15 protein-coding genes and 1 pseudogene are annotated in these 15,743 nt (G+C 65.3%); 8 read left to right on the top strand and 8 right to left on the bottom strand.

Annotated features, from left to right (window positions below):
• Nucleotides 1-60 precede the first annotated feature (60 nt).
• Entirely contained in the window at nucleotides 61-1,854 is a 1,794-nt protein-coding gene (locus OP498_RS15870) for an ABC transporter transmembrane domain-containing protein (protein WP_280554348.1), read from the bottom strand.
• A 158-nt stretch (nucleotides 1,855-2,012) separates the two neighbouring features.
• Here OP498_RS15870 and trxC point away from each other — a divergent pair, with 158 nt between their 5' ends.
• The gene (gene trxC / locus OP498_RS15865) at nucleotides 2,013-2,450 is read left to right on the top strand and encodes a thioredoxin TrxC (protein ID WP_280554346.1); all 438 of its coding nucleotides are present in this window, start codon (nucleotides 2,013-2,015) and stop codon (nucleotides 2,448-2,450) included.
• Here trxC and OP498_RS15860 read toward each other — a convergent pair.
• The 3 genes from OP498_RS15860 to OP498_RS15850 all read right to left on the bottom strand — a co-directional run bounded on the left by OP498_RS15860 (nucleotide 2,365) and on the right by OP498_RS15850 (nucleotide 5,581).
• Entirely contained in the window at nucleotides 2,365-3,678 is a 1,314-nt protein-coding gene (locus OP498_RS15860; protein WP_280549151.1) for a GGDEF domain-containing protein, read from the bottom strand. The genes trxC and OP498_RS15860 overlap by 86 nt on opposite strands.
• A gap of 243 nt (nucleotides 3,679-3,921) precedes the next feature.
• Nucleotides 3,922-4,506 carry an NAD(P)H-dependent oxidoreductase gene (locus OP498_RS15855; RefSeq protein ID WP_280549149.1) on the bottom strand — a complete coding sequence of 195 codons (585 nt, stop codon included), beginning with the start codon at nucleotides 4,504-4,506 and terminating at the stop codon, nucleotides 3,922-3,924.
• A 67-nt stretch (nucleotides 4,507-4,573) separates the two neighbouring features.
• Nucleotides 4,574-5,581, bottom strand: coding sequence for a nucleoid-associated protein (locus OP498_RS15850; RefSeq protein ID WP_280554345.1), 1,008 nt, complete (start codon nucleotides 5,579-5,581; stop codon nucleotides 4,574-4,576).
• Nucleotides 5,582-5,788: 207 nt separating this feature from the next.
• Here OP498_RS15850 and OP498_RS15845 point away from each other — a divergent pair, with 207 nt between their 5' ends.
• Complete coding sequence (locus OP498_RS15845; protein ID WP_280549145.1) at nucleotides 5,789-6,361, top strand: hypothetical protein; 573 nt, start codon at nucleotides 5,789-5,791, stop codon at nucleotides 6,359-6,361.
• Between the two features lie 11 nt (nucleotides 6,362-6,372).
• Here the strand turns inward: OP498_RS15845 and OP498_RS15840 are convergent, their stop codons facing one another.
• From OP498_RS15840 to OP498_RS15825, 4 genes are all read right to left on the bottom strand, one after another.
• Nucleotides 6,373-7,134 carry an ABC transporter permease gene (locus tag OP498_RS15840; RefSeq protein WP_280549214.1) on the bottom strand — a complete coding sequence of 254 codons (762 nt, stop codon included), beginning with the start codon at nucleotides 7,132-7,134 and terminating at the stop codon, nucleotides 6,373-6,375.
• A gap of 11 nt (nucleotides 7,135-7,145) precedes the next feature.
• A complete protein-coding gene (locus tag OP498_RS15835; protein WP_280549212.1) occupies nucleotides 7,146-8,069 on the bottom strand; it encodes an ABC transporter ATP-binding protein in 924 nt (307 codons plus the stop codon).
• Between the two features lie 7 nt (nucleotides 8,070-8,076).
• The gene (locus tag OP498_RS15830; protein ID WP_280549143.1) at nucleotides 8,077-8,283 is read right to left on the bottom strand and encodes a DUF6494 family protein; all 207 of its coding nucleotides are present in this window, start codon (nucleotides 8,281-8,283) and stop codon (nucleotides 8,077-8,079) included.
• Nucleotides 8,284-8,411: 128 nt separating this feature from the next.
• Nucleotides 8,412-8,690 carry a peptidylprolyl isomerase gene (locus OP498_RS15825; RefSeq protein WP_280549141.1) on the bottom strand — a complete coding sequence of 93 codons (279 nt, stop codon included), beginning with the start codon at nucleotides 8,688-8,690 and terminating at the stop codon, nucleotides 8,412-8,414.
• A 397-nt stretch (nucleotides 8,691-9,087) separates the two neighbouring features.
• Between OP498_RS15825 and OP498_RS15820 the strand changes: the two genes are divergently transcribed.
• The 6 genes and pseudogenes from OP498_RS15820 to OP498_RS15795 form a co-directional block, all read left to right on the top strand.
• Nucleotides 9,088-10,560, top strand: a complete 1,473-nt coding sequence (locus tag OP498_RS15820; RefSeq protein WP_280554344.1) for an N-6 DNA methylase — start codon at nucleotides 9,088-9,090, stop codon at nucleotides 10,558-10,560.
• Nucleotides 10,557-11,840: a restriction endonuclease subunit S gene (locus OP498_RS15815; protein ID WP_280554342.1), complete on the top strand. Its 1,284-nt coding sequence runs from the start codon at nucleotides 10,557-10,559 to the stop codon at nucleotides 11,838-11,840. Before OP498_RS15820 ends, OP498_RS15815 begins: the two co-directional genes overlap by 4 nt.
• Entirely contained in the window at nucleotides 11,837-12,019 is a 183-nt protein-coding gene (locus tag OP498_RS15810; protein ID WP_280554341.1) for a hypothetical protein, read from the top strand. The genes OP498_RS15815 and OP498_RS15810 overlap by 4 nt, the downstream gene beginning before the upstream one ends.
• Nucleotides 12,016-13,005, top strand: a complete 990-nt coding sequence (gene rhuM, locus OP498_RS15805) for a RhuM family protein (RefSeq protein WP_280554339.1) — start codon at nucleotides 12,016-12,018, stop codon at nucleotides 13,003-13,005. Before OP498_RS15810 ends, rhuM begins: the two co-directional genes overlap by 4 nt.
• A 119-nt stretch (nucleotides 13,006-13,124) precedes the next feature.
• A complete protein-coding gene (locus OP498_RS15800; protein WP_280554338.1) occupies nucleotides 13,125-15,539 on the top strand; it encodes a DEAD/DEAH box helicase family protein in 2,415 nt (804 codons plus the stop codon).
• 80 nt (nucleotides 15,540-15,619) lie between these two features.
• A pseudogene (locus OP498_RS15795) lies at nucleotides 15,620-15,743 on the top strand (IS3 family transposase); the annotation flags it as partial.

Raw genomic sequence — 15,743 nt, 5'->3', positions numbered from 1 at the left:
GGGTCTCCTGGTGAAGGGGGTTGGAGATGCAGCATGCGCGATGGAAGGGTTTTTCAGCAACTAAGAAGGGGAGTCGCTCCTGTCGGCTGCCGGATGGCGCCCGAACTGCAGCTCCGCCAGGTGGCGGTAGAGCGTGCTCGATTCGAGTAGCTCAGCGTGGCGGCCGCTGGCCACCAGCCGGCCCTGGTCCAGCACCAGCAGGCGGTCGGCGGCGACCACGGTGGCCAGGCGATGGGCGATCACCAGGCTGGTGCGGCCCACCATCAGCCGGTCCAGGGCCTGCTGCACCAGCCGCTCGCTCTCGGCGTCCAGGGCGCTGGTGGCCTCGTCGAGCAGCAGCACCCGGGGCTCCTTGAGTAGCGCCCGGGCGATGGCCAGGCGCTGGCGCTGGCCGCCGGAGAGCTGCACGCCGCCGGGGCCGAGCGAGGTATCGAACCCCCGGGGCAGGGCCTCGATGAAGTCCAGGGCATTGGCATCCCGGGCGGCCCGGCGCAGTTCCTCGAGGCTGGCCATGGGCCGGCCGAAGCGCAGGTTCTCGGCCACGCTGCCGGTGAAGAGCACCGGCTCCTGGGCCACCAGGCCCAGTGCCTCGCGCAGTTCACGTGGGTCCAGGTCGCGCAGGTCGATGCCGTCGAGGCGCAGGATGCCCCGGTCCGGGTCATGGAAGCGCAGCAGCAGCGCGAGCAGGGTGCTCTTGCCGGCCCCGGAGGGGCCGACCAGCGCCAGCCGCTCGCCCGGGCGGACTCGCAGATCGAGTGCCTCCAGCGCCGGTGATTCACGGCCGGGATAGGTGAAGCTCACGGCCTCCAGGTGGATCGCCCCGCTCAGGGGGACGGGCAGGGGCACGGGACGCACGGGGGCTCGAATGACCGGCCGTGCCTCCAGCAGTTCCAGCAGGCGCTCGGCGGCCCCGGCGGCGCGCTGCACGTCGCCGGCTACCTCGGCCAGCGTCGCCACGGCGCCCGCCGCCAGCACGGCATAGAAGACGAACGCCGAGAGCTCGCCGGCGGTCATGCTGCCGGCCAGCACCGCCTGGCCGCCCTGCCAGAGCATCACGCCGACCGCGGTGAAGACTGCCAGCATGGCAATGCCCGTCAGCCAGGCGCGCTGGCGGGTGCGGGCCACGGCGGTGGCGAAGGCCTCCTCGACCCGTGCCCCATAGGCCTGGCGATCCTGCGTCTCGTGGGTGAAGGCCTGGACGGTGCGGATGCCGGCCAGGGCCTCCCCGGCATAGCGGCCGAGCTCCGCCACCCGGTCCTGGCTGAAGCGCGAGAGGCGTCGCACCCGGCGCCCGAACCAGAGGATCGGCAGCAGCGTGGCGGGGATGCCCAGCAGCACGATGGCCGACAGCCCCGGCTGGGTCACCAGCATCAGCGCCACCGACCCGACCAGCATCAGCAGGTTGCGCAGCGCCAGCGAGATCGACGAGCCGAACAGGCTCTGCAGCACACTGGTATCCGCCGTCAGCCGTGAGGTGATCTCCCCGGCGCCGCCGCTCTCCCCGGCACTGCTCTCGAAGAAGCCGGGCTCGAGGTCGAGCAGGTGGTCGAAGACCCGGCGACGCAGGTCGGCCGCCAGCCGTTCGCCGATCCAGGTCACCAGGTAATAGCGCAGCGCCGAGGCCATCGCCAGCACCGCCACCACGGTGAGCATCAGGCCGAGGGCCTGGTTGAGCCGTGCGCGGTCCTGCGCCAAAAACCCTTGGTCGATGACCAGGCGCAGCCCCTGGCCGAGCAGCAGCACGCTGGCCGCGGCGGCGAGCAGCGCCAGGGCGGCCAGCACCAGGCGCCAGCGGTAGGGGTGCAGCAGGGTCAGCAGGCGCAGCAGCACGCGGGGGTCGGGTCGTGTTGCCATGGAGGTTTCGGCGGTGTGGTTGGGAGGTGTTGCCGCGACGATAGCAGCCCGGGCACGCCACTGCATGGCCGATGGAACACGCCTGCGACGCGATGCCGCTTGAAGCGCCCGCCGGGCGCCAGCATAGTGCGGAAACCCCTTCTCAGATGGAGAGCGAGATGGCCGATTCCTTGATCCTGGGCTGCCCCCACTGCGGGGCCATCAATCGCGTCGCCAGGGCCCGCTTCGGCCAAGGGCCGAAGTGCGGCAAATGCAAGCAGCGCCTCTTTACCGGCGAGCCGGTGCCACTCACCAGTGCCAATTTCCATGCACTGGTCGAACGCAGCGACCTGCCGGTGGTGGTGGATTTCTGGGCCAGCTGGTGCGGGCCCTGCAAGATGATGGCGCCGATCTTCGCCGAGGCCGCCCGGGAACTCGAGCCGCGGCTGCGCTTCGCCAACCTGAACACCGAGCAGGAACAGGCGCTGGCGGCGCGTTTCGGCATCCGCAGCATCCCCACCCTGATCGTCTTCAGGAACGGCCGGGAAGTCGCCCGCCAACCGGGACTGCTGCAAGGGCCGCAGCTGAGGCAGTGGCTCGAACCGCTTCTGGTGTGACAGCCGTCGGCACGCTCTCCAGCAGGGTCAGCTCTAGGCCTTGAGGCGTCACCACCACGCAGTTGCGCCCGCTCCTCTTGCCGGTATACAGGGCACGGTCGGCGCGCAGCAGGCCCGGGTCGAGGTTGGTCTCGCCATCGTCGACCCGGCTGATGCCGACCGTGACTGTCAGGTCCAGTGTCACGCCCTTGACCTCCAGGGAACGGTTGCATACGGCCTCACGCAGTCGTTCGGCGATTTCCTGGGCGGTGATCAGGTTGGCCAGGGGCAGGGCGATGATGAACTCCTCGCCGCCGTAGCGGCCGATGATGTCGCTCTCGCGCAGTACCGACTGGCAGCGGGCAGCGACCACCGTCAGCGCCAGGTCGCCGATGGCATGGCCATGCACGTCGTTGATGGCCTTGAAGTAGTCGACATCCACCATGCACAGCGCGAGGGGGGTACCGTCACGGTGTGCCCGGCGGCGCTCCTGTTCGGCCAGCTCGAAGAACCGTCGGCGGTTGGTGATCCCCGTCAGTTCGTCGGTCCTGGCCATATGGCGCAGGCGCTGCTCCAGCTGGTTGCGCTCTTCGATCTCATCCTTCAGCCGGCCGTTGTTCGAGCGTTCTTCCAGCAGGCTGGCGAACTGGGCGCGCTGCAGGCGGTGGATCCGGGAGACTGACAGCCAGCACAGCAGGTTGACGAAGCCCAGCAGCAGCAGGGTGTTGACCAGGATCCCGCTGGGCAGTGGTGACCACACGATCGTCGAGGTGAGAAAGCCGCCGATCAGGTAGGCATTGCTGGCCAGCATCCAGGGTAGCCGGTTGGGGATGAAGAGGTAGAGGGCCATGCTGGCGGCCACGATCGAGGCGAGGTTGATCATGACGCCATCCGGCCGCAGGGGGATGGTGAGCAGCAGGCCACTGACGGCCATCAGGCAGGCCAGGTTGATCGGCGCTGGCGCCTGGGCCAGGGCGGGGCGCCGCCATACCGCCAGGGTCAACACCAGGAAGGTCGTGGCGACGGTGGCGCGCATGGCCAGCAGCACCAAGAAGGCATTGCTCGAGCCCAGCAGGCTGAAGTCCGTCAGGCTGAAGGCGAGAAAGAGCCCGGCGGCCACTACCAGGGCATGACGCAGCTGGCAGGCGTCGTAGGCCTGCATGGTCCGGCGGTACAGGGCCTCTCGGGCGGAGTCCCGAAACTCGCCACACCAATCGAGTGCGTTGTCATCCCCTGCGTTGGTGGCCATTCGCACTTCCTCGAGGGACGGCGCCCGTCTTCATGACAACGGCCGTCCGCTTCCCTTCAGTAGGTTTTCTTATGGAAGTCCTGCCGTCGGTGCCTGCTCACCCGGCAGCGTACCCGGGGAAGCATGGCGACAATTTGCGCATCCCGCCAGCCACCTCCTGCAAGTGTCACAGGAAGCTCACGATGTCTGTAAGCGATCGCTTACAGGGTAAGTGTGAGTCACGTATTAGAGGGAACTCAGCGGTTATTCTGCCTTGGCACCCAGCTTCTCCAGGCGGGTGAACCACTTGCGACAGTCGTCCGCGTCGAGTGTCTCCACCGAACCGATCAGCGTCTCACGTACCGGGGCGAAGCCCACGAACCCCAGGATGTTGCGTTCCAGCGACTTCACGCTGTGGGCGCGATAGAGGTGGCGGTAGATCGCCGCCGGCATGCCCATGCTCACCACCACGCGCGCCGAGCGTCCCTTCAGCCCCTTGCGACCCAGGGGATTGCCTTCCTGGTACTCGAAGGCGACGTTCGGACGCATCACCTGTTCGAGGAATCCCTTCACCAGCGCCGGCATGTCGCCGAGCCACAGCGGGAAGAACAGCACCAGGTGGTCGCACCAGCCGATGGCGTGCGCCGCCTCGTCGAGGGAGGCGGGCATGCGCTCCTCGGTCCAGGCCTGCTGGCTGCGCAGCAGCGGGAAGTCCAGGTCGGCGACCCTCACCGTGCGCACCTCGTGCCCCGCCGTTTCCGCGCCCAGGCGATAGTGCTCGGCCAGAACATGCAGCAGATGGGGGGCCGTGGCATCGGGGTGGCCCTGAAGGATCAGGATGCGGCGCATGGTGACTCTCTTCTCGCGGCGGTGTGGGTGCGTGCTTCAGCATAGCCCGCTCCGACATTACCCGGTATCAGCCCTGACGCTTGAGCTGCTCGCGCAGTTGCTTGGGCACCTGCTTGATGATCAGCCGGTCCTGGTCCTCGTCGTACTCCACGCCGGAACCGAGCAGGTGGGAGTCGAAGCTGATCGATACCCCGCCGGCGCGGCCGGTGAAGCGGCGAAACTGGCTGAGGGTGCGCCGGTCCGGCGGGATCTCCGGGGAGAGGCCGTAGTCGGCGTTGCGGATATGATCAAAGAAGGCCTTCGGCTGCTGCTCGTCGAGGACCTCAGAGAGCGCCTCCAGGGTCATCGGCTCGCCGCGGCGAGCCTGGTCGCTGGCGTAGTCGATCAGCGCATCGGTCTTCTCGCGGCTGGCCTCCTCGGGCAGGTCTTCCTGCTCGACGTAGTCGCTGAAGGCCTTGAGCAGGGTGCGGGTCTCGCCGCTGGCGTCCACGCCCTCCTCGGCGCCGAGCAGGGCGGCGAACCCCTCGGCGAGTTTCTTGCCGCCGCGGTCGCGGGTCCAGGAGAGGTACTGCCTCGAGTCGCCGGCCTGCCACTGGTTGAGGTTGAGGCGCGCTGCCAGGGTCATCTGCGCCAGGTTCAGCTGGCGTACCGGCACGACGGCGAGGTGGGCGTCGATGCCGAAGCCCTCCCGATGGTGCAGCAGCGCCAGACTCAGGTAACGGGTGTCGCCGAGCTGGTGGTCGAGCACCAGCAGGTCCCCGGAGAGCGAGAGGTGAGCGCCGACCAGCTCGGCGATGCGCTGCGCCAGGTCGCGGGAGAAGCTGGCGAAGTCGCGGCCCCCGTCGAGGGTGTCGGCCAGCTCGCTGGCGAAGGGCGAGCTCACCTCCCCCTCGGGCGTCGTCTCGGCGAAATGGCCCCAGGCCTTGGGCTTGGCATTGAAGGCATCGTTGAAGCCGGCCAGCAGGTCGTCCAGGGCCGGGGAGGGGGGCAGCTCCGCCGTGGCGGGCACCAGGCGCATCGGCGCCTCGCCGGCGGCCTGGTCGATGCGATGGACGATGCTGTGCAGGATCGGCATGGGAGCTCCGCGGTGAGGTGGCGAGGAGGGCGATGATACCCGCCCCGGGCGCGCCTCGATAGCCGGCCTCGGGGCTCGGAGCGTGCCAGGGTGCGTGGCAGCGCAGCACCGGACTATGCTGATGCAAGGGGACGTCGCCTGCGCCCCGGCCGGGCGCCTGACCCGGCATGAAGGCCCCACCCACACCCACGCCGGAGGCTGCTTCGCATGCGAATCGTGGTAGCCCTGGGCGGCAACGCCCTGTTGCGGCGTGGCGAGCCCATGACCATCGACAACCAGCGCCACAACGTGCGGCGCGCGGCACTCGCCCTGGCCGACCTCGCCGGTCCCCATCAGCTGGTGGTGACCCATGGCAATGGTCCCCAGGTGGGGTTGCTGGTCCTCCAGGCGCAGGCCTACAGCGAGGTGGACGCCTACCCGCTGGACGTGATGGACGCCGCGACCGAGGGCATCATCGGCTACCTGATCGAGGCCGAGCTGCTCAACGAGATGCCACCCGGCGCCAGCTGCGCCAGCCTACTGACCCGGGTCGAGGTAGATGCCGACGACCCCGCCTTCCTGACTCCGTCGAAGCCCATCGGCCCCGGCTACGACCGCGACACCATGCACCGGCTCAAGGCCGAGAAGGGCTGGGCCTTCGTCGAGGAGGCCTCCGGCCACTGGCGACGCGTGGTCGCCTCGCCCCTGCCGCGGCGCATCCTGCCCATCGACATCATCGGTCGCCTGGTCGACGCCGGCCGCATCCTCGAGGGCCAGGTCGGCACCCTGATCAGCGCATGAGGGCTCAGGACTCAGGGCTTGAGGCGGTAGCCGCTCTTGAATATCCAGCGCAGCACCGCCACAGCCGACCCCAGGAACAGCAGGATCACCAGCAGGCTGACGACCGGGCTGACATCGCTGATGCCGTAGAAACTCCAGCGGAAGCCGCTGACCAGGTAGACCACCGGGTTGGCCAGGGTCACCGTCTGCCAGAAGGGCGGCAGCATGTCGATGGAGTAGAAGGTGCCACCGAGGAAGGTCAGCGGGGTGATCACCAGCAGCGGTACCAGCTGCAGCTTCTCGAAGCCATCGGCCCAGATGCCGATGATGAACCCCAGCGTGCTGAAGGTGGTGGCCGTGAGCACCAGGAAGACCAGCATCATCAGGGGATGCTCGATGGAATAGGGCACGAAGAGCCGGGCCGTGGCCAGCACGATCACCCCCAGGATCATCGACTTGGTGGCTGCCGCGCCCACATAGCCCAGCACCACTTCGACATAGGACATCGGCGCCGAGAGGATCTCGTAGATCGAGCCTGAGAAGCGCGGGAAGAAGATGCCGAAGGAGGCGTTGGACACACTCTGGGTCAGCAGCATCAGCATGATCAGGCCCGGGACGATGAAGGCCCCGTAGCTGACGCCATCCACTTCGCTGATGCGCGTGCCGATGGCCGCACCGAACACCACGAAGTAGAGCGAGGTGGAGATCACCGGCGAGACGATGCTCTGCAGCACGGTACGCATACTGCGCGCCATCTCGGCGAGGTAGAGGGTTTTCACGGATTGCAGGTTCAAGCGCTTCATGCTCAGTGACGCTCCCGGACCAGGCTGACGAAGATATCCTCCAGGGAACTCTGGCGGGTGTGCAGATCCTTGACCCGCAGGCCCACCGCTTCCAGGTCGGCGAGCAGCCCGGAGATGCTCGAGCTCTCCTCCTGGCTGGCGGCGTCGTAGCTGTAGACCAGGGCATGGCCCTCGTCGGCGAGTTCCAGCCCATGGCCGGCCAGGGCCGCGGGCACCCCTTGCAGCGGTTCGTGGAGGTGCAGGGTCAGCTCCTTGTTGCCGAGCTTGCGCATCAAGGCGCGCTTGTCCTCCACCAGTACCAGCTCGCCGCGGCGGATCACGCCGATGCGGTCGGCCATCTCCTCGGCCTCCTCGATGTAGTGGGTGGTAAGGATGATGGTCACGCCCTGGTGGCGAAGCTCGCGCACCACCTCCCACATCTCGCGGCGCAGTTCCACGTCGACCCCGGCGGTGGGCTCGTCGAGGAACAGCACCTGGGGCTCGTGGGCCAGCGCCTTGGCGATCAGCACCCTGCGCTTCATGCCGCCGGAGAGCGACAGCAGGCGTTTATCGCGCTTCTCCCAGAGGGTCAGGGCGCGCAGCACCTTCTCGATATGGGCCGGGTCCTTCGGCTTGCCGAACAGGCCACGGCTGAAACTCACCGTGTCCCATACCGTGGTGAAGGCCTCGCTGGTCAGCTCCTGGGGTACCAGGCCGATCATCGCCCGGGCGCGGCGATACTGGCGCACGATATCGTGGCCATCCACGGTCACCACGCCCTCGGTGGGGTTGACCAGGCCGCAGATCACGCTGATCAGGGTGGTCTTGCCCGCCCCATTGGGGCCGAGCAGGGCGAAGATCTCGCCCCGCTCGATCTCGAGGTCGACATCGATGAGTGCCTTGAAGCCGTCGCGGAAGGTCTTCGAGAGGCCTTCCACGCGAATCATGGGCGCGTCACTCAAGGGTGATATCTCCGTCGAAGTCGAGCGCCAGGCTCAGGCCATCCACCTCCACGGTCACCCGTGCCGGCAGCGTCTCGTTGCCCTCGAGGTGCCCCTCGGCGAGCGAGCGCTGCACCGCCTTCTCGATCTCCTGCTGGGTGGTGACGCCCACCGTCTTCAGCAGCTTGCGGATACTCTGTTGAAAGGCCTTGTCGTTCATTCGCGGCTCCTCCTGTGGTGATCGCTGGTGTTCCCTATCCTAGCGCGACTGGCTGGATGATACAGGGGTTGTACAAGAAAAAGCCGTACATGGCGGCCATGCACGGCGTCGATCAAGGCGAGGCGGGGTCAGCTGCGCTCGGTGATCTCCAGCAGGTGGTAGCCGAACTGGGTCTTCACCGGGCCATGCACCTTGCCCACGTCACCCTCGAACACCACCTTGTCGAACTCCGGCACCATCTGGCCCGGGCCGAAGGTGCCGAGCTCGCCGCCCTGCTTCCCGGACGGGCAGGAGGAGTGCTCGCGTGCGACCTCGGCGAAGTCGCGACCGCCCTCGATCTCGGCCTTGAGTTCGTTACACTTCGCTTCGCTGTCCACCAGGATATGACGTGCGCTTGCCTGGGCCATCTTGTTCTCCTCGAAGGTCGGCAGGGATGCCGGTTGATGTGCCTCCGAGCATATCATGCCACTTTCCGGTTTTGGTGGGAGCCCCCACGCATGGCACCCAACCGGTCTTCGTGGGAGCGCTGCTTGCAGCGCGAATCTCCCCCGCCGCCGTGCTCAACTACGGCACCCAACCGGTCTTCGTGGGAGCGAAGCTTGCAGCGCGAATCCCTGTGGTTGCCACCGCCCTCATTCCCGGCACCCAACCGGTCTTCGTGGGAGCGAAGCTTGCTTCGCGATTTGAGCCTTAGTGGTAGTTAAGCTTGCTTCGCGAATCTCTGCTCCACCGGCAATTGGCGCCTCCCGGTGCCGCGGCGTAGCATTGAGCCCAAGATTCTCATCGCAAGGACCCGCGAACCCCATGTTCGAGCAGACCTTCAAGAACATCGACGATGTGCTGTGGAAAGAGGCCGGTTGCGCCACCGAGCTGGACTACACCGAACAGACCTCCTGGCTGCTGTTCCTCAAGTACCTGGATGACTTGGAGCAGCGCCGTGCCGTCAACGCCACCCTGGCCGGCAAGACCTTCGACTTCATCATCGCCACGCCCTACCAATGGTCCACCTGGGCCGCACCCCGCGATCGCGACGGCAACCTCGACCGCAACCGCGCCCTGACCGGCGACGACCTGCTCGACTTCATCAATCACGAGCTCTTCCCCTACCTGCAGGGCTTCCGCGAGCGCGCCAGCGGGCCGGACACCATCGAGTACAAGATCGGCGAGATCTTCGGCGAGGTGCGCAACAAGTTCCAGAGCGGCTACAGCCTGCGCGACGCCCTGGAGCTGGTGGACAGCCTGCAATTCCGCTCCCAGGCCGAGAAGCACGAGCTCTCGCACCTGTATGAAGCCAAGATCAAGAACATGGGCAACGCCGGGCGCAACGGCGGCGAGTACTACACGCCGCGCCCGCTGATCCGCGCCATGATCCGGGTGATCGATCCAAAGATCGGCGAGCGGATCTATGACGGCGCCGCCGGCTCGGCGGGCTTTCTCTGCGAGGCCCACGACTACCTGCGCTACGGCATCAATAGCGACGAGCCGCGCCGGCTCACCACCGAGCAGCTCGACACCCTGCAGAACCGCACCTTCGCCGGCAAGGAGAAGAAGAGCCTGCCGTACGTCATCGGCATCATGAACATGATCCTGCATGGCATCGAGGCGCCCAACCTGGTGCACACCAACACCCTGACCGAGAACCTCGCCGACCTGCAGGAGAAGGACCGCTTCGACGTGATCCTCGCCAACCCGCCCTTCGGCGGCAAGGAGCGCAAGGAGGTCCAGCAGAACTTCCCGATCAAGACCGGCGAGACCGCCTTCCTCTTCCTGCAGCACTTCATCAAGCGCCTGAAGGCCGGCGGCCGCGCCGCGGTGGTGATCAAGAACACCTTCCTGTCGAACGCCGACAACGCCTCCAGGGCGCTGCGCCAGGAACTGCTGGAGAGCTGCAACCTGCACACCGTGCTCGACTGCCCCGGCGGCACCTTCCTCGGCGCCGGCGTGAAGACGGTGGTGCTGTTCTTCGAGAAGGGCGCCCCCACCCGCGATATCTGGTACTACCAGCTCGACCCCGGCCGTAGCCTGGGCAAGACCAATCCGCTCAACGACGATGACCTGGCCGAGTTCGTCGCGCTCCAGGCCAGCTTCGCCGACTCCGACAACTCCTGGAAGGTCAGCGTCGACGACCTGGATCGCGACACCTTCGATCTTTCGGTGAAGAACCCCAATCGGGCCGAGGAAGCCCCGTTGCGCGACCCCGAGGTGATCATCAACGAGATCGAGACGCTCGACCGCGAGGCCGAGGAGATCCTGGAAGGGATTCGGGGGATGTTATGAGTTCTTCTTGGGATAGAAAGCCTCTTGGTGATCTTTGCATCTTTACTAGAGGTTTAACCTATAAAAAGGTTGATGAAGATTATGCCTCAAACAGTATTGTGCTTCGAGCAACCAATGTTGACTTGGCGACCAATTCACTAAATTTCGATGAATTAAAAAGAATAAAAGACAACATTCCAATCCCTGATGGCAAAAAAGTTAAAAAAGGGTCACTTCTAATATGTACAGCAAGTGGTAGCAAAGCCCATCTTGGCAAGGTTGCTTTGATCGATGCAGATTATGGCTATGCCTTCGGTGGGTTTATGGGACAACTTACACCGACGGATTCGCTTGACGCGAAATATTTTTACTATTTGCTCATTTCGGAAAGCTATAAGAAGTTCATTGGTAAGCTGGCGGATGGTGCCAACATCAACAATCTCAAATTCAGTCAGCTTGAAAGTTTCCAAATACCACTCCCACCCCTCCCCGAACAAAAGCGCATTGTCGCCATCCTCGATGAGGCCTTCGCCGGGATCGATACGGTCGTTGCCAATACCGAGAAGAATCTTGCCAATGCGCGTGAGCTATTCGAAGCCTCGGTGGTGCACCGTATATTTGGTGACCCTGATGCCAAGGGTTGGGGCAGGTCCACAGTTGAAGGGCTTGCCCTTCAGAAGAGGGGAGCTATTAGAACGGGGCCTTTCGGTAGTCAGTTGCTGCATAGCGAATTTGTGGATGAAGGCATCGCCGTGCTCGGTATCGACAATGCCGTCAATAATGAATTTTCATGGGGGAAAAGTCGCTTCATTACCGAGGAAAAGTATGAGGCGTTGAAGCGCTATACGGTCAAGCCGGGCGATGTGGTCATTACCATAATGGGGACCTGTGGTCGCTGTGCGATCGTTCCGAATGACATCCCCACGGCAATCAATACGAAGCATCTTTGCTGTATTACGCTCGACCAGGATCGCTGCCTTCCAGAGTTTCTGCATGGCTATTTCCTCTATCACCCGGTGGCGCGTGAATACCTGGAAAAGCATGCCAAGGGCTCGATCATGGCCGGCCTCAATATGGGCATCATCAAGTCCTTGCCTGTCAGGCTGCCTGACCTGAGTGAACAGTCCCGCATTGCGGAAGAGATAGACAACCTTCGAAATGAAGCGCTGCGCTTAGAAGCGATTTACCAGCAGAAACTCACCGCCCTCGCCGAACTCAAGCAGTCCCTGCTGCAGAAGGCCTTCTCCGGCGAGCTGATGGCCAGCAAGGCTGAGGCGGCGGTGGAGGAGGCGACGGCATGAGCGACAACAATCAGGTGCCTATCGTCATGTACCAGGAGGCCGACCAGGATGTAGGCCTGATAAGCCGAAGGCGCATCAGGCGTTGCGGTTCCGCCATCCCACGCCCGGTGTTCTGGCGCTTACCGGGCCTACTGACGGCGAGGCAAGCCGAGATGTCGGTGGAGGAGGCGACGATATGAGCACAGAGAGCCAGACACAACTTGTCATCTACCAGCACGGTGACCATTCCGTCGAGGTGCGGCTGGATACCACACAGGAGACAGTTTGGCTGCGACAAGAGCAGATGAGCGAGCTATTCGGCCGCGAGCGCTCGGTAATCACCAAGCACCTGCGCAACATCTTCCGTGAGGGTGAGCTGGACGAGAAAAGCAATGTGCAAAATTTGCACGTTGCTGGCTCTGACAAGCCTGTGAAGTTCTACAACCTGGATGTCGTCATCTCCGTTGGCTACCGGGTGAAGTCCCATGAGGCCACCCATTTCCGCCAGTGGGCCACCCGGGTGCTGCGCGAGCACCTCACCCAAGGCTGGACGCTGAATCGCCAGCGCTTCGAGGAGAACGCCCGCGAGCTGGAGGCCGCCATGGCCCTGGTGCGCAAGACCGCCGGCAGCCCGGCGCTGGATGCGTCGAGCGGACGGGGCCTGGTGGATATCGTCACCCGCTATGCCCAGACCTTCCTGCTGCTGCAGCGCTACGACGAGGGCCTGCTCACCGAGCCCCGCGCCGAGGCCGGCGGGCGGCTGCCGACGCTGGAGGAAGCCCGCACGGCGCTGGCTTCTCTGAAGGCCGAGCTGATCGCCAAGGGGGAGGCCACCGAGCTGTTCGCCCGGGAGCGTGGCGACGGCCTCGATTCGCTGCTCGGCAACCTCGACCAGACGGTCTTCGGTGAGCCAGCCTACCCCTCGGTGGAGGCCAAGGCGGCGCACCTACTCTACTTCGTGGTCAAGAACCACCCCTTCGCCGATGGCAACAAGCGCAGCGCGGCCTATCTCTTCGTCGACTTCCTCTACCGCAACGATCGCCTGCTCGATGCCCACGGCGAGGTGGTGGTCAACGACGTGGGCCTCGCCGCCCTGACGCTGTTGATCGCCGAGTCGGACCCGGCCAACAAGGAGACCATGGTCCGGCTGATCATGAACATGCTGGCGAGCCCAGGAGACGCCTGACGGACCGGCGCGCCCTGGGAGTCCGAAACTGGCTTTGCCCGGTAGAAACCCATATGTTGTGAAGTGTTACGGAGCCGGAAGGCTCTTGATCGTGCACCGTCCGGACAAGGATTGACCCGATGAACGAAGCCGATACCCGCGCCGAGTTGATCGACCCCGCCCTCAAGGAAGCCGGCTGGGGCGTGGTGGCGGGTAGCCGGGTGCGCCGCGAGGTCATCACCCTGGGGCGGCTGCAGGGCGCCGGGCAGCGCACCCGCGGCGACATCGCCGACTACGTGCTCTTCTACCAGGGCCAGAAGCTGGCGGTGATCGAGGCCAAGAAGCGCGACCTGCCCGTCACCGAGGGCCTGGCCCAGGCCAAGCGCTACGCCGAGCGGCTGCAGGCGCGTTTCGCTTATGCCACCAACGGCCTCGGGCTCTACCGGGTCGATATGCACACCGGCGAGGAAGGCCCGGTGTCCGGCTATCCCACGCCAGAGGCGCTGTGGGCCGAGACCTTCCCCGAGCCCAACGCCTGGCGCGAGCGCTTCGGCGAGGTGGCCTTCCACGACAACGGCGGCCAGTGGCAGGCGCGCTACTACCAGCACAACGCCATCAACCAGGCGCTGGAGGCCATCGCCGCCGGTCGCCAGCGCGTGCTGCTGACACTCGCCACCGGCACCGGCAAGACCGCCATCGCCTTCCAGCTCGCCTGGAAGCTGTTCCACAGCCGCTGGAACCTGGCCGCCTGGCAGGGTGACGAGGCGACCCGGCGCCGGCCGCGCATCCTTTTCCTGGCCGACCGCAACATCCTCGCCGACCAGGCCTACAACAGTTTCTCCGCCTTCCCCGAGGATGCCCTGGTGCGCATCGCCCCCGATGCGATCCGCAAGCAGGGGCGGGTACCCAAGAACGGTAATCTCTTCTTCACCATCTTCCAGACCTTCATGAGCGGCCGCGACGCGCAGGGCAATCCGGCCCCCAGCTTCGGCGACTACCCGCCGGACTTCTTCGACCTGATCATCATCGACGAATGCCACCGCGGCGGTGCCAATGACGAGAGCAGCTGGCGCGCTATCCTCGAATACTTCGCCCCGGCGGTGCAGCTGGGCCTGACCGCCACACCCAAGCGCACCACCAATACCGACACCTACGCCTACTTCGGCGAGCCGGCCTATGTCTACTCGCTGAAGGAGGGCATCAACGACGGCTTCCTGACGCCCTTCAAGGTCCGCCAGATCGCCACCACCCTGGACGACTACGTCTACACCCCGGATGACGAGGTGATCCAGGGCGAGGTGGAGCAGGGCAGGCGCTACGAAGAGCCCGACTTCAACCAGATCATCAGGATCAAGGAGCGCGAACAGTACCGGGTGCAGGTGTTCATGGAGATGATCGACCCGCGCGAGAAGACGCTGGTGTTCTGCGCCAACCAGGAGCACGCCCTGGCGGTACGCGACCTGATCAACCAGGCCAAGAGACACCCCGACCCCAACTACTGCGTGCGGGTGACGGCCGATGACGGAGCGGAGGGCGAGCGCTTCCTGCGTCGCTTCCAGGACAACGAGAAGACCCTTCCCACCATCCTGACCACCTCGCAGAAGCTCTCCACCGGCGTGGACGCGCGCAACATCCGCAATATCGTGCTGATGCGCCCGGTGAACTCCATGATCGAGTTCAAGCAGATCATCGGCCGCGGCACGCGCCTGTTCGACGGCAAGGATCACTTCACCATCCTCGACTTCGTCCGTGCCTACGAGCACTTCAATGACCCGGAGTGGGACGGCGAGCCCATGGCGCCCGACCCCTGTGGCCGCTGCGGCGAGACGCCCTGCACCTGCCTGGTCAGCCCGCCCGAGCCCTGCGAGGCATGCGGCCACCGCCCCTGTACCTGCGAGAAGGCACCGCCGGAGCCCTGCCCGGCGTGCGGCGAGGCACCCTGCCAGTGCGGCGGCGAGGGCGGCAGGCCCGTGGTGGAGATCGAACTGGCCCCGGGCAAGTACCGCCAACTGCAATATATGAGCGCGACCAGCTTCTGGAGCCCGGATGGCACGCCGATCAGTGCAGCCGACTTCATCCGTCGGCTGTACGGCGACCTGCCGGCCCTCTTCCAGGACGAGGAGACGCTGCGCGAGCTCTGGAGCCGGCCGGATACCCGCCAGGGGCTTCTGGATAGCCTGGACGAGAAGGGCTACGGCCCCGAGCAGCTGAAGGAGATCGGCCGCCTGGTCGACGCCGAGAACAGCGACCTCTTCGATGTGCTGGCCTACATCGCCTTCGCGCTGCCGCCGCTCAGCCGCGAGGAGCGGGTGGCCTCCCACCGCGAACGGCTGTTCTCCGACTATGACTACCGCCAGCGCGAGTTCCTCGGCTTCGTGCTGGGCCACTACATCCAGGACGGCGTCGGCGAACTCGCCCAGGACAAGCTGCCCCGGCTGATCGAACTCAAGTACCAGACCCCGACGGACGCCATCGCCGAGCTCGGCAGCGTCGAGAATATCCGCGAGGTCTTTATCGGGTTTCAGGCGAGGCTGTATGAGCCATCACAGGCTTGAGCGAGCGTTCAAACCATATAGTGGACCCTGAAATCCAGACACTGGTTTAAGCTATCGCCTGGCCGATTTCGAAGGGATCGATGATGTCGAATCAGAAACGCAACACCCACTCCCCCGAGCTCAAGGCCAAGGTGGCCCTGGAAGCGATTCGCGGGCTGAAGACGGCCAACGAGATCGGGCAGGACTACGGCGTTCATCCGGTAC

This window comes from Halomonas sp. 25-S5, from assembly GCF_029889845.1.
GTDB lineage: Bacteria > Pseudomonadota > Gammaproteobacteria > Pseudomonadales > Halomonadaceae > Halomonas.
The sequence above is the reverse complement of the archived record's forward strand: the minus strand, read 5'-3'. Positions and strand labels throughout refer to the sequence as shown.

What these genes read in the sequence shown, in the direction of transcription:
- OP498_RS15830 (WP_280549143.1), bottom strand. Translation starts at nt 8,283, where the DNA reads ATGAACGACAAGGCCTTTCAACAGAGTATCCGCAAGCTGCTGAAGACG.
- OP498_RS15845 (WP_280549145.1), top strand. Translation starts at nt 5,789, where the DNA reads ATGCGAATCGTGGTAGCCCTGGGCGGCAACGCCCTGTTGCGGCGTGGC.
- OP498_RS15860 (WP_280549151.1), bottom strand. Translation starts at nt 3,678, where the DNA reads ATGGCCACCAACGCAGGGGATGACAACGCACTCGATTGGTGTGGCGAG.
- OP498_RS15800 (WP_280554338.1), top strand. Translation starts at nt 13,125, where the DNA reads ATGAACGAAGCCGATACCCGCGCCGAGTTGATCGACCCCGCCCTCAAG.
- OP498_RS15850 (WP_280554345.1), bottom strand. Translation starts at nt 5,581, where the DNA reads ATGCCGATCCTGCACAGCATCGTCCATCGCATCGACCAGGCCGCCGGC.
- OP498_RS15815 (WP_280554342.1), top strand. Translation starts at nt 10,557, where the DNA reads ATGAGTTCTTCTTGGGATAGAAAGCCTCTTGGTGATCTTTGCATCTTT.
- trxC (WP_280554346.1), top strand. Translation starts at nt 2,013, where the DNA reads ATGGCCGATTCCTTGATCCTGGGCTGCCCCCACTGCGGGGCCATCAAT.
- OP498_RS15825 (WP_280549141.1), bottom strand. Translation starts at nt 8,690, where the DNA reads ATGGCCCAGGCAAGCGCACGTCATATCCTGGTGGACAGCGAAGCGAAG.
- OP498_RS15855 (WP_280549149.1), bottom strand. Translation starts at nt 4,506, where the DNA reads ATGCGCCGCATCCTGATCCTTCAGGGCCACCCCGATGCCACGGCCCCC.
- OP498_RS15835 (WP_280549212.1), bottom strand. Translation starts at nt 8,069, where the DNA reads ATGATTCGCGTGGAAGGCCTCTCGAAGACCTTCCGCGACGGCTTCAAG.
- OP498_RS15810 (WP_280554341.1), top strand. Translation starts at nt 11,837, where the DNA reads ATGAGCGACAACAATCAGGTGCCTATCGTCATGTACCAGGAGGCCGAC.
- OP498_RS15870 (WP_280554348.1), bottom strand. Translation starts at nt 1,854, where the DNA reads ATGGCAACACGACCCGACCCCCGCGTGCTGCTGCGCCTGCTGACCCTG.
- rhuM (WP_280554339.1), top strand. Translation starts at nt 12,016, where the DNA reads ATGAGCACAGAGAGCCAGACACAACTTGTCATCTACCAGCACGGTGAC.
- OP498_RS15820 (WP_280554344.1), top strand. Translation starts at nt 9,088, where the DNA reads ATGTTCGAGCAGACCTTCAAGAACATCGACGATGTGCTGTGGAAAGAG.